This is a genomic window from Poseidonibacter ostreae (assembly GCF_009208075.1).
Lineage (GTDB): Bacteria > Campylobacterota > Campylobacteria > Campylobacterales > Arcobacteraceae > Poseidonibacter > Poseidonibacter ostreae.
The window spans coordinates 19694-35966 of the sequence record NZ_WFKJ01000002.1; the positions used below are offsets into that span (position 1 = coordinate 19694).

Sequence of the window (16273 nt, forward strand, 5' to 3'; positions counted from 1 at the left end):
TTATTTAAAAGAAGAGAAAGACTCTTCTTTTATTTTCTAACTACATTGTACCTTGTTCGTACATTGCTCTAATTTTATCTTTTTCTTTTTGTCTTTTCAATTTATCTGCTTCTTTAGATCTAAAATCAGCAATTGAAAATTTCAGTTGTACTAAAAATGATGCAGCTACAAAAATAGATGAATATGTACCTACAATAACACCTACAAGCATTGTAAATGCAAATCCATTAATAATCTCACCACCAAATAAATAAAGTGTTACAACAACAAAGAATGTAGTTAATGAAGTAAGCGTAGTTCTTGATAAAGTTCTACTAACTGACTCATTTACTACTTTTTCTAATATAGATTCTTTAGAAGTTTGAACACCTTCTCTAACTCTATCAAATACAATAATTGTATCATTTAAAGAGTATCCTAAAATTGTAAGAATTGCTGCTAAAATATCAAGATTAACTTCAACATTAAACAAACTAATTGCACCTAATGCAATAATAATATCGTGAGCTAAAGCAAGAATTGAAGCAACAGCAAATCGCCATTCAAATCTAAATGATACATAAGCTAAAATCACAATTAAAGATAAAGCTAATGCCATTATACCTTTTTCTCGTAATTCTCCACCAACTTTTGGTCCAACTATATCAACTCTTCTTATTTCAAACTCACCAGTAGTTTTTAATAAAACATGCATTTCATCACCAATATCATTTGCAATATCAGAAGATGAACCTGTAATTCTTATTACAACCTCTTGGGGGCTTCCAAACTCTGTAATTGATGCCTTTGCATAATTTGTCTTTTTTAAAGTATCTCTAATATCATCTATAGGAGCTTTTTGTTCATATTTAACTTGAACAATAGTACCGCCTGCAAAATCAATACCAAAGTTTACCCCTTTAGTTAATAATAAAACAATTGAAGCAATAACTAATAAAGAAGATAAGCCTAAGAAAGGCAATCTTTTTCCCATAAAATTATAAACTTTACCTGATTTAAAAATTTCCATTAGCTAACTCCAAACCATTTTTTTAAGTCTTTATCTTTTGATATTTTTCCAAGTAATGCTTCGTAAATACCATGAGTACCTAAAATTGCTGTTAACATTGATGCTAAAATACCAATTGAGATAGTAATTGCAAAACCTTTAATAGCTCCTGTTCCATAAGCATAAAGAATAACTGCAACTAATAAAGTTGTAATATTTGCATCTAAAATTGCTCTCATAGCATTTGCATATCCATCTTCAATTGACTTTTGAACAGATACACCAGCTTTTAATAACTCTCTAATTCTTTCACTAATAATAACATTAGCATCAACAGCCATACCAACTGTTAATACAATTCCTGCCATACCAGGTAAAGTAAGTGTTGCTCCAAACATTGCCATAACTGAAATAATTATGAAAATATTTGTAACTAGTGCAATATTTGCAATTACACCTGCACGTCTATAATAAACTATCATAAATACAAATACTATTAGAAAACCAGAAATTAAAGCAATTGTTGAAGCTTTAATAGAATCAGCACCTAAAGATGGTCCAACTGATCTTTTTTCTAATAAATTTACACTTGCTGGAAGAGCTCCTGATCTTAAAGCAATAGCAACATTTCCAGCTTCAGAAGTTGTAAAACCACCAGAAATTTGACCAGAACCGCCACCAATTCTTTCTCTAATATTTGGAGCAGAATAAACTTTTCCATCTAAAACAACTGCTAATCTTTTTCCTACACTTTTACCTGTAAAATCTCCAAAAATTCTAGCACCTGTAGAGTTTAATGTAAAGTTAATAATAGGCTGATTTCCTTGATCAAATGCAACTTGAGCATCTACAACTTGAGAACCATTTAAAATAGGAATTTCTTTTACAAGATATTTTCTATTTGGATCTCTAGTATCTTCTAAGATTATATCACCATATTCAGCAGCTTGTGCTCTTGATAAAGTATATACTTGATCAGCTCTTTCTTCATCAACAGCCATTAATTCTAGATTAGCAGGCTTTGAAATAAGCTCACGTGCAGCCTTTTCTTCAGCTTGAGTTTTAATTCCTGGAAGTTCAACAACAATAGCAGTCTCACCTTGTCTTACAACACTAGGTTCTGCAAGTCCAAATTGGTCAAGCCTATTTCTAATAGTTTCAACAGCTTGAGAAACAGCTAAGTCTTTTGTTTTTTCAATATCTTCATTACTTAATATTAAAGTATAAGATAAATCATTTTTTGAAATATCTAAACCTTTTATTTGTTTTAACATTTCATCCATTTTAGGAATTTCATCTTTATCTAAAACAGTAAAGATAACGCTATCTCCATCAATAGATAATCCATCAATAAGTAAGTCTTCATCATCTGCATAATATTTTACAGCTGTTGCAATTGTTTTGATTTTAGATGTAACTGCTTCGTGTGTATTTACACCAAGCCTCATGTGAAGCCCACCTTGTAAATCAAGTCCTAGAGATATTTTTTTTCCACTGTCAGTTTGCATAAGTGATGGAATTGCAAAAACAACACCAAATATTATACTTAGAGCAAATATAACAAGTCTATAATTAAAGATTTTCAATCTTGGTCCTTAGTAAGGGTTTTGTATTAGGAAGTATAAAACATGTAAATTTATTACATGTTTTAAATAATGAAATTTAGTCTTCTAAAAGTTTTGAAACGAACTCTTTTACAAGTTTCATTTCTGAACCATCACTGTTCTTAACAGTAAGACTATCTTCAGTTACATTAGAAACTTCTACGATTAAGCCTCCATTTGTTACAATTTTATCACCTTTCTTTAAATTAGTAACCATTTCTTTATGAGCTTTCGCTTGTTTTTGTTGTGGTCTAATAATTAAGAAGTAAAATATTGCAAATAATGCAACAAGAGGTAACAATGAGCTTAATAAATCAGTACTTGAACTATCCATTAAATTTCCTTTTTATAAGTAGTTTATTTTGTTTTTAGTAAAACGCGATAATTTTAACAAAAATTTCATAATAAAGGGCTTGATTACAGCTATTTTATTAAGTGCTTTTATATACTTAAGCTATTTTGACATTGAATATCGATTTATAAATACTATATTAGGACTTTTAGGCCTTTATTTTTTACTTACAATTCCAAGAAAAGCTGTATTTATAGCAGGTTTTGCTACAGGTATTTTATGGTGTTATTGGATGGCTATTAGTTTAAAATATTATGATTTAATATTTTTAACACCTGTTTTATTAATAGCTATTGGATTTGCTTATGGATTTATTTTTTTACTTTTTACACTATATGATAAAATTTATTTTAGAATAATAGCAATTTTTGCATTCACTTTTATAGCGCCATTTGGCTTTAATTGGATGAAATTTGAGCTACTTTTTATTGACTCATATTTAGGTACTTCAAAAGAAGATTTTGCATTAATTTTAGTATCTTTATTTATGATGGCAAAACTAAAAAGAATGAAAATTCTTTCAATTCTTCCACTTCTTTTTGCTTTTTCTTCTCAAAGTGGAATATATATAGATAATCCAGATGCAAAAATATCAATGCCTCAATTAAATATTAAACAAAATCTTAAATGGGAAAAAGATTACCAAGCTACGGTATTTAAGAAAAATTTTGAATATATAGATAATGCCATTTATAATAAAAAAGATTTAGTTATTCTACCTGAAACTGCATTTCCAACTATCTTAAATAAGAGTGAAGAATTACTTGCAATTTTAAAAAACAAATCTTATAAAATAGATATTATTACAGGTTCTTTATACTTAGAAAACGAGCAGTTTTATAATGCAACTTATTATATTTCAAATGGAGATATTCAAATTGCTAAGAAGTTAGTACTAGTTCCATTTGGAGAAGAAATACCACTTCCTAAGTTCTTTGTTGATTTAATAAATGATATTCTTTATGATGGTGCACAAGATTATTCTAAGGCAAAAAAACCAACAGATTTTGTAATAAATAATCAAAAATTTAGAAATGCAATTTGTTATGAAGCAACAACAGATAAAATTTTTGAGAACTTAAACGATGTAAAATATATGATTGCTACATCAAATAATGCATGGTTTACACCATCAATTGAGCCAACTTTACAAAAATTACTTCTAAGATATTATTCAAAAAAATATAATGTGACAATATTTCATGTAGTAAATGGAAGTAATAACTTTATATTTAGACCTTAAGTTCTAAATCTAGAATTAAAGATATTTTTCTTTAATTCTTTGAAGAATCTCTTCTTTATTCAAGTTTTCATCTATTTGTAAATCAAGTGCAAAATTTAATATTATCTTAAACTCTTTACTTGGTTTCATTCCTAAAAGTATTAAATCTCTTCCTTGAATAAGTGACTTAAGGGCAGCTGATGAGATATTTAATTCTCTGGCTTTTTCTAAAAGCCAAGAAACTGCATTATCACAGATATCTTTATTTGGAATTGTTCTACCTTTACAATCTGCTAGACAAACTAGACATAAATCTTCAATATTACATTTTAAAGATAATCTTTTTACTGCTTTTAAAGAAGATTCATCTTTAAATAGTTGAAAAGGTGCTAAGTGATTTTTAACTAAAGGTATCACTATCTGTATAAATCTACTCTCATTTGTAAGTTTTGATAAAAAAGAAACTGTTGGTTCAATCCCTAAACTTTCATGCTTATATGCTGTAATTTTTCCATTTATAAGTTCTGTACAATATGGCTTTCCTAAGTCATGACATAAAATTGCATAAAAAAGATATAAAATTCTATATTCATCTTCTATTCTTTCTTTTTTTATAATCTTTGCCATTTCATCTAAAGTCATTAAAGTATGAACCCAAACATCGCCCTCAGGGTGATACTCTTTTTCTTGCTCACAGTTTACTAATGCTTTTAATTCTGGAAAATAGTTTAAAACTTCTAACTCTTTTAAAAGTTCAAAGCCAATTGAAGGTTTTAATGATTTTAAAAATAGTTTTTTAAACTCTTCATAAACTCTCTCTTTTGCTAAGTGTGATAAATCATCATTTAAAACCATTTGTCTGCAAAGTTCTTTTGTTTTATTATCAATATTAAACTCAAATCTTGAAGCAAATTGTATTGCTCTATAAACTCTTAAAGGGTCTTCTATGAAAGTGCTATCATTTATATGTCTAATTTTTTTATTCTTTAAGTCATCTATTCCATTATAAGGATCTAGATAGCTCTCTTTAACAAAATCATACCCTATTGAGTTAATAGTAAAATCACGTCTTAAAGCAGCTTGCTTAAAGCTTAGATTTGCATTTGTAGTAACTTCAAAATCTTGATGACTTAATCCAATTTTCTTTTCAGTTCGGGCTAAGGCAAAATCAAAATCATAAGACTCAACTTTTAAAGTAAGAACTCCAAAAGATTTTCCTACAAGTTTTACAGGTCCATATTTTTCTAAGTGTTTTAAAATAGAGTCTAAAGAGTTTATTCCAAAGATTTCAACATCATAATCTTTACATGGAATTTGAAGTAATGCATCACGTACACATCCACCTACTAAAATAGGAGTAGCTCCTATTTCTTGTAGATTTTGAAGAATCTCTTCTAATATTAAAGGGATATTAGGCTTGATTGTGGTGATGAACATCTTGTTGTGGATAAGGAATAGAAATACCCTCTTGATCAAATCTTGTTTTAACTTCTTCTGTTAAAGCAAATTTTACAGCCCAATAATCAGGAGTATTAACCCAAGCACGAACAACAAAGTTTACAGAAGAATCTGCTAATTCAGAAACTGCAACTGTTAAACCTTTTTCTTGAAGGATTTTTTCATTTGATTCTAAAATATTTGTTAAAACATTTTTTGCTTTTTTAATATCATCATCATAACCAATTCCAACAACTAAATCTACTCTTCTAGTAGGGTTTGCATTTACATTTACAATTGTTCCTGCAATAATTGAGCCATTTGGTACAATCATTCTTTGATTATCTCCAGTTGTTAAAATTGAAGAGAAAATTGATATTTCATTTACAGTTCCTGAAACTCCTGCAACTGTAACAAAATCTCCAACTTTAAAAGGCTTAAACATAATTAACATAACACCTGAAGCAAAGTTACCAAGTGAATCTTTTAAAGCTAAACCAATAGCTAAACCAGCAGCTCCTAAGATTGCAAAGAATGACGTAGTTTCAACACCTAATTTTGATAATGCAGTTAAAATAACTACCATCATTAAAATATAATAAACTATATTTTCAATAAACTTTACAAGTGTTACATCAATACCTTTTATTCTTTTTAAAATTGATACTACTATATTTGTAATTTTTCTAGCTAACCATTTACCTATAATAAATACAACAATAGCAATACCTAAGTTTACAACATAAGGTATAATCATTTCTATTATACTTTGTATTTTTTCTTCGTTAAAATATTCATTCATTTAATTTTTTATCTCACTTTTTTATATTAGTTCTTTTAATTTAGTAGCAACTTCATCAATTGCTATTTCAATTTTAGAACCGGTATCTCTTCTATCTACAATCTCAACTAAACCATCTTGTAATTTTTTTCCAACAACAACAGCATATGGGAATCCAATTAATTCAAAATCACCCATTTTAAAACCAAATCTCTCTTTAGTTCTATCATCTATAATTGTTGAAATTCCATTTGATTTTAACTCTTCGTAAATTTTTAAACCTGCATTTAATTCATCTTCTTTTTTTGCATTTGAAACAATAACATCTACCATAAAAGGAGCAGTTTCTTTCGTCCAAATACAACCTTTTTCATCATGATTTTGTTCAATAACAGCAGCTACTAATCTAGATACTCCAATTCCATAACATCCCATAATAAAAGGTTGTGCTTTACCATTTTCATCTAAAAATTTTGCATCCATAGCTTCAGAGTATTTTGTTCCTAATTGGAAAATATGACCTGCTTCAATTCCTTTTGTATATTCAAGTTTTCCACCACAACAAGTACAAGAATCTCCTTCTTGAACAGTAATTAAATCTTTATAAACAGCATCTTTTACTAAAGATAAATCTGTATTAACAAAGTGATAATGCTCTTCATTAGCTCCACAAGCTAATCCAATTTCATTTTCTAATTCACTATCAATTACAAATATTGTACCTTGTGGTAAATTAAATGGTCCACAATATCCTGGAGTTAATCCAGCATCTTTTAATTCATCTTCTGTAATATCTACTAAATCTAAAGCATCAACTGCATTACAAGCTTTAGTTTCTTCTAGCTCATCATCACCTCTTACAAAGAAGATAACAGGTTTTGAATCCTCATCATAAATCGCTTTTTTCATAACAGCTTTTATATTTTGAGCTTTTGAAACACTTAGGAAATTAGAAACTTCTTCAATAGTTTTTAAATCTTCAGTTAGTACTTTTTCCATTGAAGCTGGTGTATTTGTATTTTCAAACCAGGCATCAAAATGTCTTTTCTTTCTAACAGCTGCTTCAATATTTGCACCATATTCACAATCAGGACATACAACAATTGTATCTTCACCTGAATTTGCTAAAACATGAAACTCTTTTGAACCACTTCCACCAATAGCACCAGAATCAGCTTCAACAACTCTAAACTCTAGACCTAATCTTTGATAAACTCTTTTATAAGTTTCTTCCATTAAATTAAATTCTCTAACTAAATCTTCTTGCGATGAATGAAAAGAGTAAGCATCTTTCATTAAGAACTCTCTACCTCTCATTAAACCAAATCTTGGACGTGCTTCATCTCTAAATTTTAAATTAATATGATAAAGATTTACTGGTAAATTTTTATATGATGTAATACGATTTTTAACCATATTTACAACTGATTCTTCATTTGTTGGAGATAATACATACTCCGCATTTTTTCTATCTTTAAATCTTAATAGCTCATTACCCATAGTTGATGATCTTCCAGATTCATCCCAAAAAGATTGTGGAGTTACAAAAGAGCATAACATTTCATTTGCTCCAGCGTTATCCATTTCTTCTTTTACAATAGCTCTAATTTTATCTAATACAATTTTTCCTAAAGGCATAAAATCATAAAGACCAGCTCCACTTTGAGAAATAAATCCACCTCTTACTAAAAATTGGTGAGATGGTAAAGTCGCATCACTTGGAGTTTCTTTAGTAGTTGGCATAAACATATTAGTAAATTTCATTAATTATTTTCCTATTTTATTTTTTTGATAAATGTTCACATTTATATTGTTCACTATCTTCATCACTATTTGATGTAAACATATTTTGTATTGTTCCTACAACAATATCACATTCCATATTTTTAGAAATACTTTTTAATTTTTTTGAAGGAGCGTGTAAATATTCAGTTATAACAGTTTGACAAAGTTTTCTAATATTTTCTTCATCTTCTTGTTTTATAAAACCTTTTTTTATCGCATGTTGAACTTTTTTCTCTATAACATCGTCTGCTTTTGTATAAAGTGTTTTTACAACTGGTTCAATATCTAATGATTTTAACCAATCATAAAATTCTAAGGACATTTTACTTACGATTGAATATGCAGTTTTTGCTTGCTCTGCTCGTAAACTCATATTTTCATTTACAATATCTTGCAAGTCATCTACTGAATAAATATTTAATCCAGATTTATCAATATCATCAATATCTCTTGGAACTGCAATATCAAACCAATATCTATTAAAGTTTGCATCTGGAGTATTATCAGATGTAATAATTGGATAAGGTGCTGATGTTGCAGTTATCATTACAGGAATTTGTCCTAATAATGAAGTTAAATTTTCATATGGTGCAACATCTACATTTTGTTCAAAAGTATTAGCTAGGTTTTGTGCTTTTTTAATATCTCTACTTGTTAAAATAACATCAAAACCTGAAGATAATAAGTGTTTAATAGTTAACTCACTCATCTCTCCAGCTCCAATTACTAAAGCTTTTACACCACAAGTATCTTTTATAATATCTTTAGCTTTTGCAACTGCTGTTGAAGCAACTGAAACAGAACCAGTTCCTAAAGATGTTGCATTTCTTACTGTCGCTGCACATTTAAAAGCAAAATGCATTAACCTTGTAATTTTTTGAGAACAGTGTCCTTTTGATTGAGAAAATCTAAAAGCATCTTTTAATTGACCTACAATTTGAGTCTCCCCAATTACTAGGGAATCAAGAGCAGAAGCAACAGAAAAGATATGATGAACGGCACTGTCATTATCATAAATATCAGCTCTTTTATATAAAAGAGCATAATCAACACCAGAATACTTGGCTAGTTCTTCTAAAATAAGTTTAGCTCCACTTTTAATATTAATAGATCTTGTTATTATTTCAACTCTATTACAAGTAGATAATAAAACTGCTTCTTTTGTAACATTATTTGACAATATTGATCTTATAAATCTATCTTTATCTTCATCAGACCCAAAAGCTAATTTCTCTCTCATTTCAATATCTGTATTTTTATGAGAAAAACTAATTATTAAATAACTCATTAAAACTCTCTTTCAATCATAGCTTTCATTATAAATACTAAAGTTTCACTATTTTCTTCATCTTTTACAGCTTGTATTGCTTCATTTCCAATATCTTTTGCCATTTTTATAGAATCTTCAAGAGCCTTAGTTTCATTCATTTGCTCTTTTATCCAAGCTGACTCTTCAATAGTTAATTCTTTTTTATATAACTCTTCTAATTTTGATTTATTTTTTAATCTTTCATGTAGTAAAAGGTAAGGAATAGTAACTTTCCCTTCAACAAAATCTAACATTGCAGGTTTTCCTAAAGTCTTACTATCTTGTGTGATATCTAAAATATCATCTACCATTTGAAAAGCAAGGCCTAGGTTTTTTCCATATAAAGCGTATTTCTCTTCATCTAAACCTGCTAATATTGCTGCTGCTTTTGCTGCTGCTTCTATTAGTGATGCAGTTTTTTTATAAATCATATCATTGTATTTTTCATACGAAGTATTGAAGCTATTTGTTAAATCTACATCTAACATCTCTCCAATACTAAGAAGTGTTACTGCATTTGAAACTGTATAAGCAATTTTTTTATCCATTAAAGTAAGCTGAGTAAAAGCTTTTGAATATAAAATATCTCCAAACATAATTGATGTCTTATTGTCATATAAAGCATTTACAGAAGGTTTACCTCTTCTTGTATCTGCTTCATCAATAACATCATCATGTAAAAGTGATGCAGCATGAATCATTTCAACTACAGCACATAATTTTATACTTTGCTCATTTACACCAGCAATTTTTAAAATAAGTTTAGATCTTAGCATCTTTCCAGTTGCTAATTTTTCTAAAAGTTCTAAACTCTTTTCATCATTACACTCTTTAACAAACTCTTTTATTTGACTTTTTACAGCTTCTAATTCTTCCACTTTCTACCTTATGAATCTAATCTACAAATAATCTCACCAGTAAATTCAACATAAAGTCCTTTTTTTACTGCGTTAACTTTTTCTATATTATCAAAAGTGTATTGCTTAATAACTTGATTGATATCAAACTCTTCACCTTTTCCTTCAGAAAGCATCATTTCTAATACTGCTAACTTTTCAATAACTTTATCCCATTCATCTTCTACAACTTCTTCTGATGCAGTTCTACTTACATCAAAGAATTTTGATTTAGGGCTTCCCATAAATATATCATCTTCATCTTCACTTAACCAATCATTAAAAACTGACATTTAATTTCCTTTTATTTCTCTTTATTTTCTAATCTAACTCTAACCGATTGAGCATGTGCTGTTAAACCTTCTGTATCTGCTAAAAGGGCACAAGCTTCTCCTACTTCATCTATTGCATTTTTTGAAAAGTTAATAATTGAACTTTTCTTCATAAAATTCTCTACATTTAATGGGCTATAAAATTTAGCCGTACTTCCAGTTGGAAGTGTATGATTAGGACCTGCAATATAATCACCTATTGGCTCAGGAGTATTCTCACCTAAGAAAATCGCACCTGCATGTTTAATATATGGTAATAATTCAAAGGCATTAGCTGTCATTACTTCTAAGTGTTCAGGAGCAATCTCATTCATAAGTTCAAGTGCCTCTTCCATAGAAGATGCAACAATAATAACACCTCTATTTTCAATAGATGTTCTAGCAATTGTTTCACGTGTTAATGTTTTAAGATAGTTTTCTACCTCAACACTAGTTTGCTTTGCAATATTAGCATCTGTTGTAATTAAAATTGAAGAAGCCATTTCATCATGCTCTGCTTGAGATAATAAATCTATTGCTAAATACTTAGGTTTTGCAGTACTATCTGCAAGTATTCCAATTTCAGAAGGGCCTGCAATCATATCAATATTTACTTCACCAAATACTAATTTTTTTGCAGTTGCTACAAAGATATTTCCTGGACCTGTTATTACATCAACTTTAGGAATAGTTTCAGTTCCATAAGCCATAGCTGCAATTGCTGAAGCTCCACCTACTTTATAAGCTTTTTTGATTCCACAAAGGTGACAAGCAGCGAGAACTAATTCATTTATTTCATTATCAGGAGTTGGCGTACATACTACGATTTCTTCAACACCTGCAACAATTGCTGGAATTGCATTCATTAAAAGTGAACTAGGATATGCAGCTTTTCCACCTGGAATATATAAACCTGCTTTATCAACTGCGCTTACTTTTTGTCCTAAAATTGTTCCATTTTTTTCAAAATCAATCCATGATTTTGGAAGTTGTTTTTCATGATAATTTTTAATTCTGTCATATGCTGTATGCAAAGAAGCTCTTAATTTTTCATCTATATTATTATAAGCATTTTCCATATCAACAGTTGAAATTAAAAGCTCATTATCATCTTTAACTTCCCACTTATCAAACTTTTCAATATGCTTTTTAACAGCAGTATTTCCATCTTCAATTATTTCATCAATAATATTCATAACTATTGACGAAACACCTTTTATATCACTTTTTGCACGTGCTAATATTCCATCAAACTCTTCTTTAAAATTTGAATCTTCTGTATTTATAATTTTCATTTAAATCTGTCCTAATATCTCGTTAATAATATCTTCTAAAGGTTTTTTCTCAACATCAATAATGATATTTGCTACATTTTCATAATCACTTACTCTTGAATCATAAAGCTTTATTGCCTCATCTAAATTTTGAAGTAAGGGCCTTTTTTTTAACTTCTTATCTGCATTTGGACATTCATTTATTCTGTCTAATATCCCTTGAAAAGATGACTTTAAATAAACTACTTTTCCAATATTATTTATATTTTCTTGTTTATAAAAACCACCGCCAGTTGAAATAATTGTATTGCATACATTTTCTTCTAACCAAATAGCAGTCTTTTTTTCTAGATTTCTAAAGTATGGTTCACCTTCATTTTCGAAAATTTTTTTAATTTTTCGGTTTTCCATACTTTCAATCAAATCATCAGTATCTATTGCAAACATTGAAGATTTCTTTACGAGTCCTCTTGCAATCGTACCTTTACCAACACCCATAAAACCTATTAATATTATATTGTTCTTTTTCATAGTTAAAGATTATATCTAAAGTTAAATAAAAGAGTATAAAAAGGTTTCTTAACTTAAATTTTAAAGTTAAGAATTAATTCAAAAAGTGCACCTTCGTACTCTTTTTTATTAAAAGTAAACTTGTCATTTCTAACAGTTAATTCACCTTTCATATGTTTTACAATAATTTCCCTTGACATATAAAGACCAATTCCTGTGCCTTGACTTTTATGTTTAGTCGTAAAGTATGGTTCAAATATTCTATCAATAATACTCTTTTTAATTCCACCTGCATTATCTTTAATTAAAATATGTACATTATCTTTTTTCTTTAGTACATCAACTATAATTAATTTTTCTTCTATTTTTAATTTAAGAAGTTCATCACGGGCATTATTACAAATATTAATAATTACTTGTATAAATTCATTTTCATATCCATATATATCTATATTTTCAATATTTTGAATTATCTGTATATTTTTATCTTTAAATTGTACTTCTAAAAGATTAAGTGCTTTATTTATTGTTTTTTCAAGATTGAACAAAATTATCTTTTTATTTGGGTTAAAAAAGTCACTAAAATCTTCAATTGTTTGAGATAAATATTTAGTAGAAGTATTAATATCATCCATTGATTTAAACAGTTCTTTATCCTCTAATAAGCCAAACTCTTTTTTAAATTTTACTCCACTTGAAAGCATAGAAATAGAGCTTAAAGGCTGTCTCCATTGATGTGCAATATTTTGTAACATTTCACCCATTGCAGCCATTTTTGATTGTTGAGCTAGCATACTATCTTTTTCTCTATTTGCATTTATATATGAAATTACTTCTTTTTTATATTTTAAAAATTGTTTTTCTAAAACTTTTGAAATATAAAAAGATAAAAGTATAAATATTAATATTACAAAAATACTAATAATCAAAAAGTTAAAAATATTTTCCTTATTCTCTTTGTTAATATGTAACTCTTTTATTGCAATTTGTTTTTCAAGTTCATCAGTATAAAAGCCTGTTCCAATTGCCCAATTCCAACTATCAAAGCCTTTTACAAAAGTTGTTTTCTTAGCAGGTAGTTTAGTTTCTGGTTTTATTGTTCCAATATATGTAATAAAACCAAAACCATTTTTTGCAGTTTTTATAATCTCTTTTGTAATCATAAAATTATTACTATCTTTTAAAGTTATTCTATTTAAACCTATGTAGGATTTCTTAATGTGAGATAGATAGGTACCATTATAATCAACAATAAAAACATAACCATTTTGGGAATACTTTAAATTATGAATGTAGTGAAGAATTTTTTCTTTTAGCTCTTCCTCATAATCTTCAATATACTCTCCTGTTCCTACGAATAAATTATAAGGCTTAAACTCTTTTATAATTCCAATTTTCTTTTTTTGGATTTTATTTTCATTTGGTTTATACCAATACCATTCATAAAAAGGTTCATTTTCCTTTTTTAGTAATGAAACCATATCTTGCAATATGAAACTACCTTTTGAATCTTTATGATTCCAAAAATCATTACCTTCCATATTAGGTAAAGGTGGAAGCATAATATTTTTACCTGTTTTTTCATAAATATAGAAGTACCCTCTTCCATTATTGAATCTATAATCTCTTAAAGCATCTTTTATTCTCTCTAAAATTTGTTCTTTGGATTCACTTCTTTTATATTTTTCATAAATATGAGTCATTGTTTTATGAGCTTCTTGAACTTTTAATTTAATTAGTTTTTTTAAATGTACTTCACTATTTTTCTTTTCATAAACTATATAATTATGTATTCTGTTAACTTCTGCATTTATTCTATTTTTATTCTCATTTAAAAATGTTTTTCTTAATTCAACAATATCATTTTTAAACTGTGTATTTTTATCTAAAAAGATTATGTAAGTTATAATTATTGAAAAGAAAGCCACAATAATTACGGGAGTGTATTTTATAAATTTTAGTATTTTAGTTTCATTTTGGGTAAGCATTATTTTCCATGTATTTAAATAATTTAATCATATTTATATTTATATCTTTCTAACATTGATATATTACCTAAAATACCCCCTTGATGTATATATAAAATATCACTTTTTGAATTATTTAAGTGTTTATTTACACATAACCACCCTTTTGAATCATATAATAAGTCAAATTCTATATTTGTTTGTTCTTTTAGCTCTTTATGCACTTCATAAAACTCTTTATAAAGCTTTCCAAAATGATATTTTTTATCTAAATTTAAAATAGTTGGATGATTTTCTTCTTCAAGTTCTAAAAACTGTTTTTGTAAATACTGCTCATCTCCTACACAAGCACAAGTTAATACTTCAAAGGGTAAATATTTTTGTAAATAAAGGGCAGTTGTCCCAGTTCCTGAGGGTAAAAATACTTTTAAATCTTTTAGATTAGTCTCTTTTGCCCATGTTATTATCTCATTGGCTAATATTTTTATACCAAAGGATGCTTCTTCTAAAGCTCCACCCTCAGGTATAAAAATACTATTTTTATCTATATTTTTTGGAACTTCTTTTACTATTATATTCATACCATTTTTTAAAGCTTCTTTATAATTTCCAATTGGATTAGTTTTTAAATACTCAGCAATATGATCAACATAATAATCAAAATCCAAATTTCTAATTTTGCAAAGAACTGATAATGAGTACATAGCATTAGATTGTGAAGAACCATGAGAGATTATTTTTGTAACATTATTAAAATCATTTTTTAAAAAATAGTAAAATTTTCTTGCTTTATTTCCAGAAAAGTCTTTATGCAATAAATCATCTCTTTTAACAAAGATTTTTTTATTATTAAATTTAACTTCTTCTACTTTAGAGTTTGTATATTTCATGGAAGAAATTGTACCATCTATTAACAAAACTTAAGTACAATTATAAAAAAATTTGAGGTATATATGACACTAATGGACTATATTGATAAAGGTGGGATAATTGTATATATTCTAATTGTTTTAAATACAATTGGGTTTGCTATTATTTTTTGGAAGTTCTTTACTCTTCCTAGACAAAACGCAATGATTCAAAGAATTAAAAATAAAACTGATTTAAACTCCAAATCAACTATTATTTCACAAATAGAGTATGAAGTGAAAAAACTAGAATCAGGATTAACATATATAAAAAACATTGCAACCGTTGCACCTTTATTAGGATTACTTGGAACTGTAATTGGTGTATATAAATCTTTTGAAGCAATTACAGCAAATGGATTAGGAGACCCCACAATTTTTTCTAATGGTATTGCACTTGCTCTTATTACTACAATTGCAGGTCTTATTGTAGCAATTCCTCATCATATAGCTTATAATCACTTTATTTCAATGCTTGATACAATTGAACTAAAAGCAAAAAAAGAAATAGTTGGCTTATCATAATATGAAAAGAAGAGAAACATTAGGACTAGACTTAACACCTATTATTGATGTTGTTTTTATTCTACTTATATTTTTTATTGTAAGTTCCGTATTTAAAAAAGATGAACTTGCACTTATTTTAGATTTACCAAGCTCAAGTGCAAAACAAATGCAAATAGATAAAAATCAAGTATTTATAGAATTAAGTGCAGAAAAATTAGCTATAAAAGGGATTGAAGTATCTTTTGATTCTTTAGAAGATAATTTAAAAGCAATTGAAGATAAAAATAAGTCTGTAATAGTTAGAATTGATAAAAAAGTAGAATATCAAAGAGTTGTAAAAGTTTTAGACTTACTTCAAAAATATAATTTAACTAATTTAGCACTAGTTACAAACGAAGAAAAATAAAAAAGAAATAGAATTA

General features: G+C 27.6%; 16 protein-coding genes. 3 read left to right on the forward strand and 13 right to left on the reverse strand.

The window, feature by feature from the left end:
- Positions 1-40 precede the first annotated feature (40 nt).
- From secF to yajC, 3 genes are all read right to left on the reverse strand, one after another.
- A complete protein-coding gene (gene secF / locus GBG18_RS00870) occupies positions 41-1009 on the reverse strand; it encodes a protein translocase subunit SecF (RefSeq protein WP_152187506.1) in 969 nt (322 codons plus the stop codon).
- Complete coding sequence (gene secD / locus GBG18_RS00875; RefSeq protein WP_152187508.1) at positions 1009-2574, reverse strand: protein translocase subunit SecD; 1566 nt, start codon at positions 2572-2574, stop codon at positions 1009-1011. Before secD ends, secF begins: the two co-directional genes overlap by 1 nt.
- A 76-nt stretch (positions 2575-2650) precedes the next feature.
- Complete coding sequence (gene yajC / locus GBG18_RS00880) at positions 2651-2926, reverse strand: preprotein translocase subunit YajC (protein WP_152187510.1); 276 nt, start codon at positions 2924-2926, stop codon at positions 2651-2653.
- Between the two features lie 28 nt (positions 2927-2954).
- On the opposite strand from yajC, the gene GBG18_RS00885 reads away from it, so the two are divergent.
- A complete protein-coding gene (locus tag GBG18_RS00885) occupies positions 2955-4187 on the forward strand; it encodes an apolipoprotein N-acyltransferase (RefSeq protein ID WP_152187511.1) in 1233 nt (410 codons plus the stop codon).
- Positions 4188-4202: 15 nt separating this feature from the next.
- On the opposite strand, the gene GBG18_RS00890 is transcribed toward GBG18_RS00885, so the two are convergent.
- From GBG18_RS00890 to GBG18_RS00935, 10 genes are read right to left on the reverse strand one after another with little or no spacing between them, the layout of a single operon-like run.
- On the reverse strand, positions 4203-5603 hold the full coding sequence (locus tag GBG18_RS00890) for a CCA tRNA nucleotidyltransferase (RefSeq protein WP_152187513.1): 1401 nt from the start codon (positions 5601-5603) through the stop codon (positions 4203-4205).
- Entirely contained in the window at positions 5578-6405 is an 828-nt protein-coding gene (locus GBG18_RS00895; RefSeq protein WP_152187515.1) for a mechanosensitive ion channel family protein, read from the reverse strand. The genes GBG18_RS00890 and GBG18_RS00895 overlap by 26 nt, the downstream gene beginning before the upstream one ends.
- 21 nt (positions 6406-6426) lie before the next feature.
- On the reverse strand, positions 6427-8148 hold the full coding sequence (locus GBG18_RS00900; protein ID WP_152187516.1) for a proline--tRNA ligase: 1722 nt from the start codon (positions 8146-8148) through the stop codon (positions 6427-6429).
- Between the two features lie 16 nt (positions 8149-8164).
- A complete protein-coding gene (gene hemA, locus GBG18_RS00905; RefSeq protein ID WP_152187518.1) occupies positions 8165-9457 on the reverse strand; it encodes a glutamyl-tRNA reductase in 1293 nt (430 codons plus the stop codon).
- Entirely contained in the window at positions 9457-10356 is a 900-nt protein-coding gene (locus tag GBG18_RS00910; RefSeq protein ID WP_152187520.1) for a polyprenyl synthetase family protein, read from the reverse strand. The genes hemA and GBG18_RS00910 overlap by 1 nt, the downstream gene beginning before the upstream one ends.
- Before the next feature lie 8 nt (positions 10357-10364).
- Positions 10365-10667: a DUF2018 family protein gene (locus GBG18_RS00915; RefSeq protein WP_152187521.1), complete on the reverse strand. Its 303-nt coding sequence runs from the start codon at positions 10665-10667 to the stop codon at positions 10365-10367.
- An 11-nt stretch (positions 10668-10678) separates the two neighbouring features.
- A complete protein-coding gene (gene hisD, locus GBG18_RS00920; protein ID WP_152187523.1) occupies positions 10679-11980 on the reverse strand; it encodes a histidinol dehydrogenase in 1302 nt (433 codons plus the stop codon).
- Positions 11981-12490, reverse strand: a complete 510-nt coding sequence (locus tag GBG18_RS00925) for a shikimate kinase (protein ID WP_226896358.1) — start codon at positions 12488-12490, stop codon at positions 11981-11983.
- A 53-nt stretch (positions 12491-12543) separates the two neighbouring features.
- A complete protein-coding gene (locus GBG18_RS00930; RefSeq protein ID WP_152187525.1) occupies positions 12544-14457 on the reverse strand; it encodes a sensor histidine kinase in 1914 nt (637 codons plus the stop codon).
- A 23-nt stretch (positions 14458-14480) separates the two neighbouring features.
- Positions 14481-15326 carry a 1-aminocyclopropane-1-carboxylate deaminase/D-cysteine desulfhydrase gene (locus tag GBG18_RS00935; protein WP_152187527.1) on the reverse strand — a complete coding sequence of 282 codons (846 nt, stop codon included), beginning with the start codon at positions 15324-15326 and terminating at the stop codon, positions 14481-14483.
- A gap of 72 nt (positions 15327-15398) precedes the next feature.
- Here GBG18_RS00935 and GBG18_RS00940 point away from each other — a divergent pair, with 72 nt between their 5' ends.
- A complete protein-coding gene (locus tag GBG18_RS00940; RefSeq protein ID WP_226896359.1) occupies positions 15399-15869 on the forward strand; it encodes a MotA/TolQ/ExbB proton channel family protein in 471 nt (156 codons plus the stop codon).
- 1 nt (position 15870) lies between these two features.
- On the forward strand, positions 15871-16257 hold the full coding sequence (locus tag GBG18_RS00945; RefSeq protein WP_152187531.1) for an ExbD/TolR family protein: 387 nt from the start codon (positions 15871-15873) through the stop codon (positions 16255-16257).
- The last annotated feature ends 16 nt before the right edge of the window (positions 16258-16273 follow it).

What these genes read in the sequence shown, in the direction of transcription:
- GBG18_RS00935 (WP_152187527.1), bottom strand. Translation starts at nt 15,326, where the DNA reads ATGAAATATACAAACTCTAAAGTAGAAGAAGTTAAATTTAATAATAAA.
- GBG18_RS00895 (WP_152187515.1), bottom strand. Translation starts at nt 6,405, where the DNA reads ATGAATGAATATTTTAACGAAGAAAAAATACAAAGTATAATAGAAATG.
- GBG18_RS00915 (WP_152187521.1), bottom strand. Translation starts at nt 10,667, where the DNA reads ATGTCAGTTTTTAATGATTGGTTAAGTGAAGATGAAGATGATATATTT.
- GBG18_RS00930 (WP_152187525.1), bottom strand. Translation starts at nt 14,457, where the DNA reads ATGCTTACCCAAAATGAAACTAAAATACTAAAATTTATAAAATACACT.
- GBG18_RS00940 (WP_226896359.1), top strand. Translation starts at nt 15,399, where the DNA reads ATGGACTATATTGATAAAGGTGGGATAATTGTATATATTCTAATTGTT.
- GBG18_RS00900 (WP_152187516.1), bottom strand. Translation starts at nt 8,148, where the DNA reads ATGAAATTTACTAATATGTTTATGCCAACTACTAAAGAAACTCCAAGT.
- GBG18_RS00925 (WP_226896358.1), bottom strand. Translation starts at nt 12,490, where the DNA reads ATGAAAAAGAACAATATAATATTAATAGGTTTTATGGGTGTTGGTAAA.
- GBG18_RS00890 (WP_152187513.1), bottom strand. Translation starts at nt 5,603, where the DNA reads ATGTTCATCACCACAATCAAGCCTAATATCCCTTTAATATTAGAAGAG.
- GBG18_RS00945 (WP_152187531.1), top strand. Translation starts at nt 15,871, where the DNA reads ATGAAAAGAAGAGAAACATTAGGACTAGACTTAACACCTATTATTGAT.
- yajC (WP_152187510.1), bottom strand. Translation starts at nt 2,926, where the DNA reads ATGGATAGTTCAAGTACTGATTTATTAAGCTCATTGTTACCTCTTGTT.
- hisD (WP_152187523.1), bottom strand. Translation starts at nt 11,980, where the DNA reads ATGAAAATTATAAATACAGAAGATTCAAATTTTAAAGAAGAGTTTGAT.
- hemA (WP_152187518.1), bottom strand. Translation starts at nt 9,457, where the DNA reads ATGAGTTATTTAATAATTAGTTTTTCTCATAAAAATACAGATATTGAA.
- secF (WP_152187506.1), bottom strand. Translation starts at nt 1,009, where the DNA reads ATGGAAATTTTTAAATCAGGTAAAGTTTATAATTTTATGGGAAAAAGA.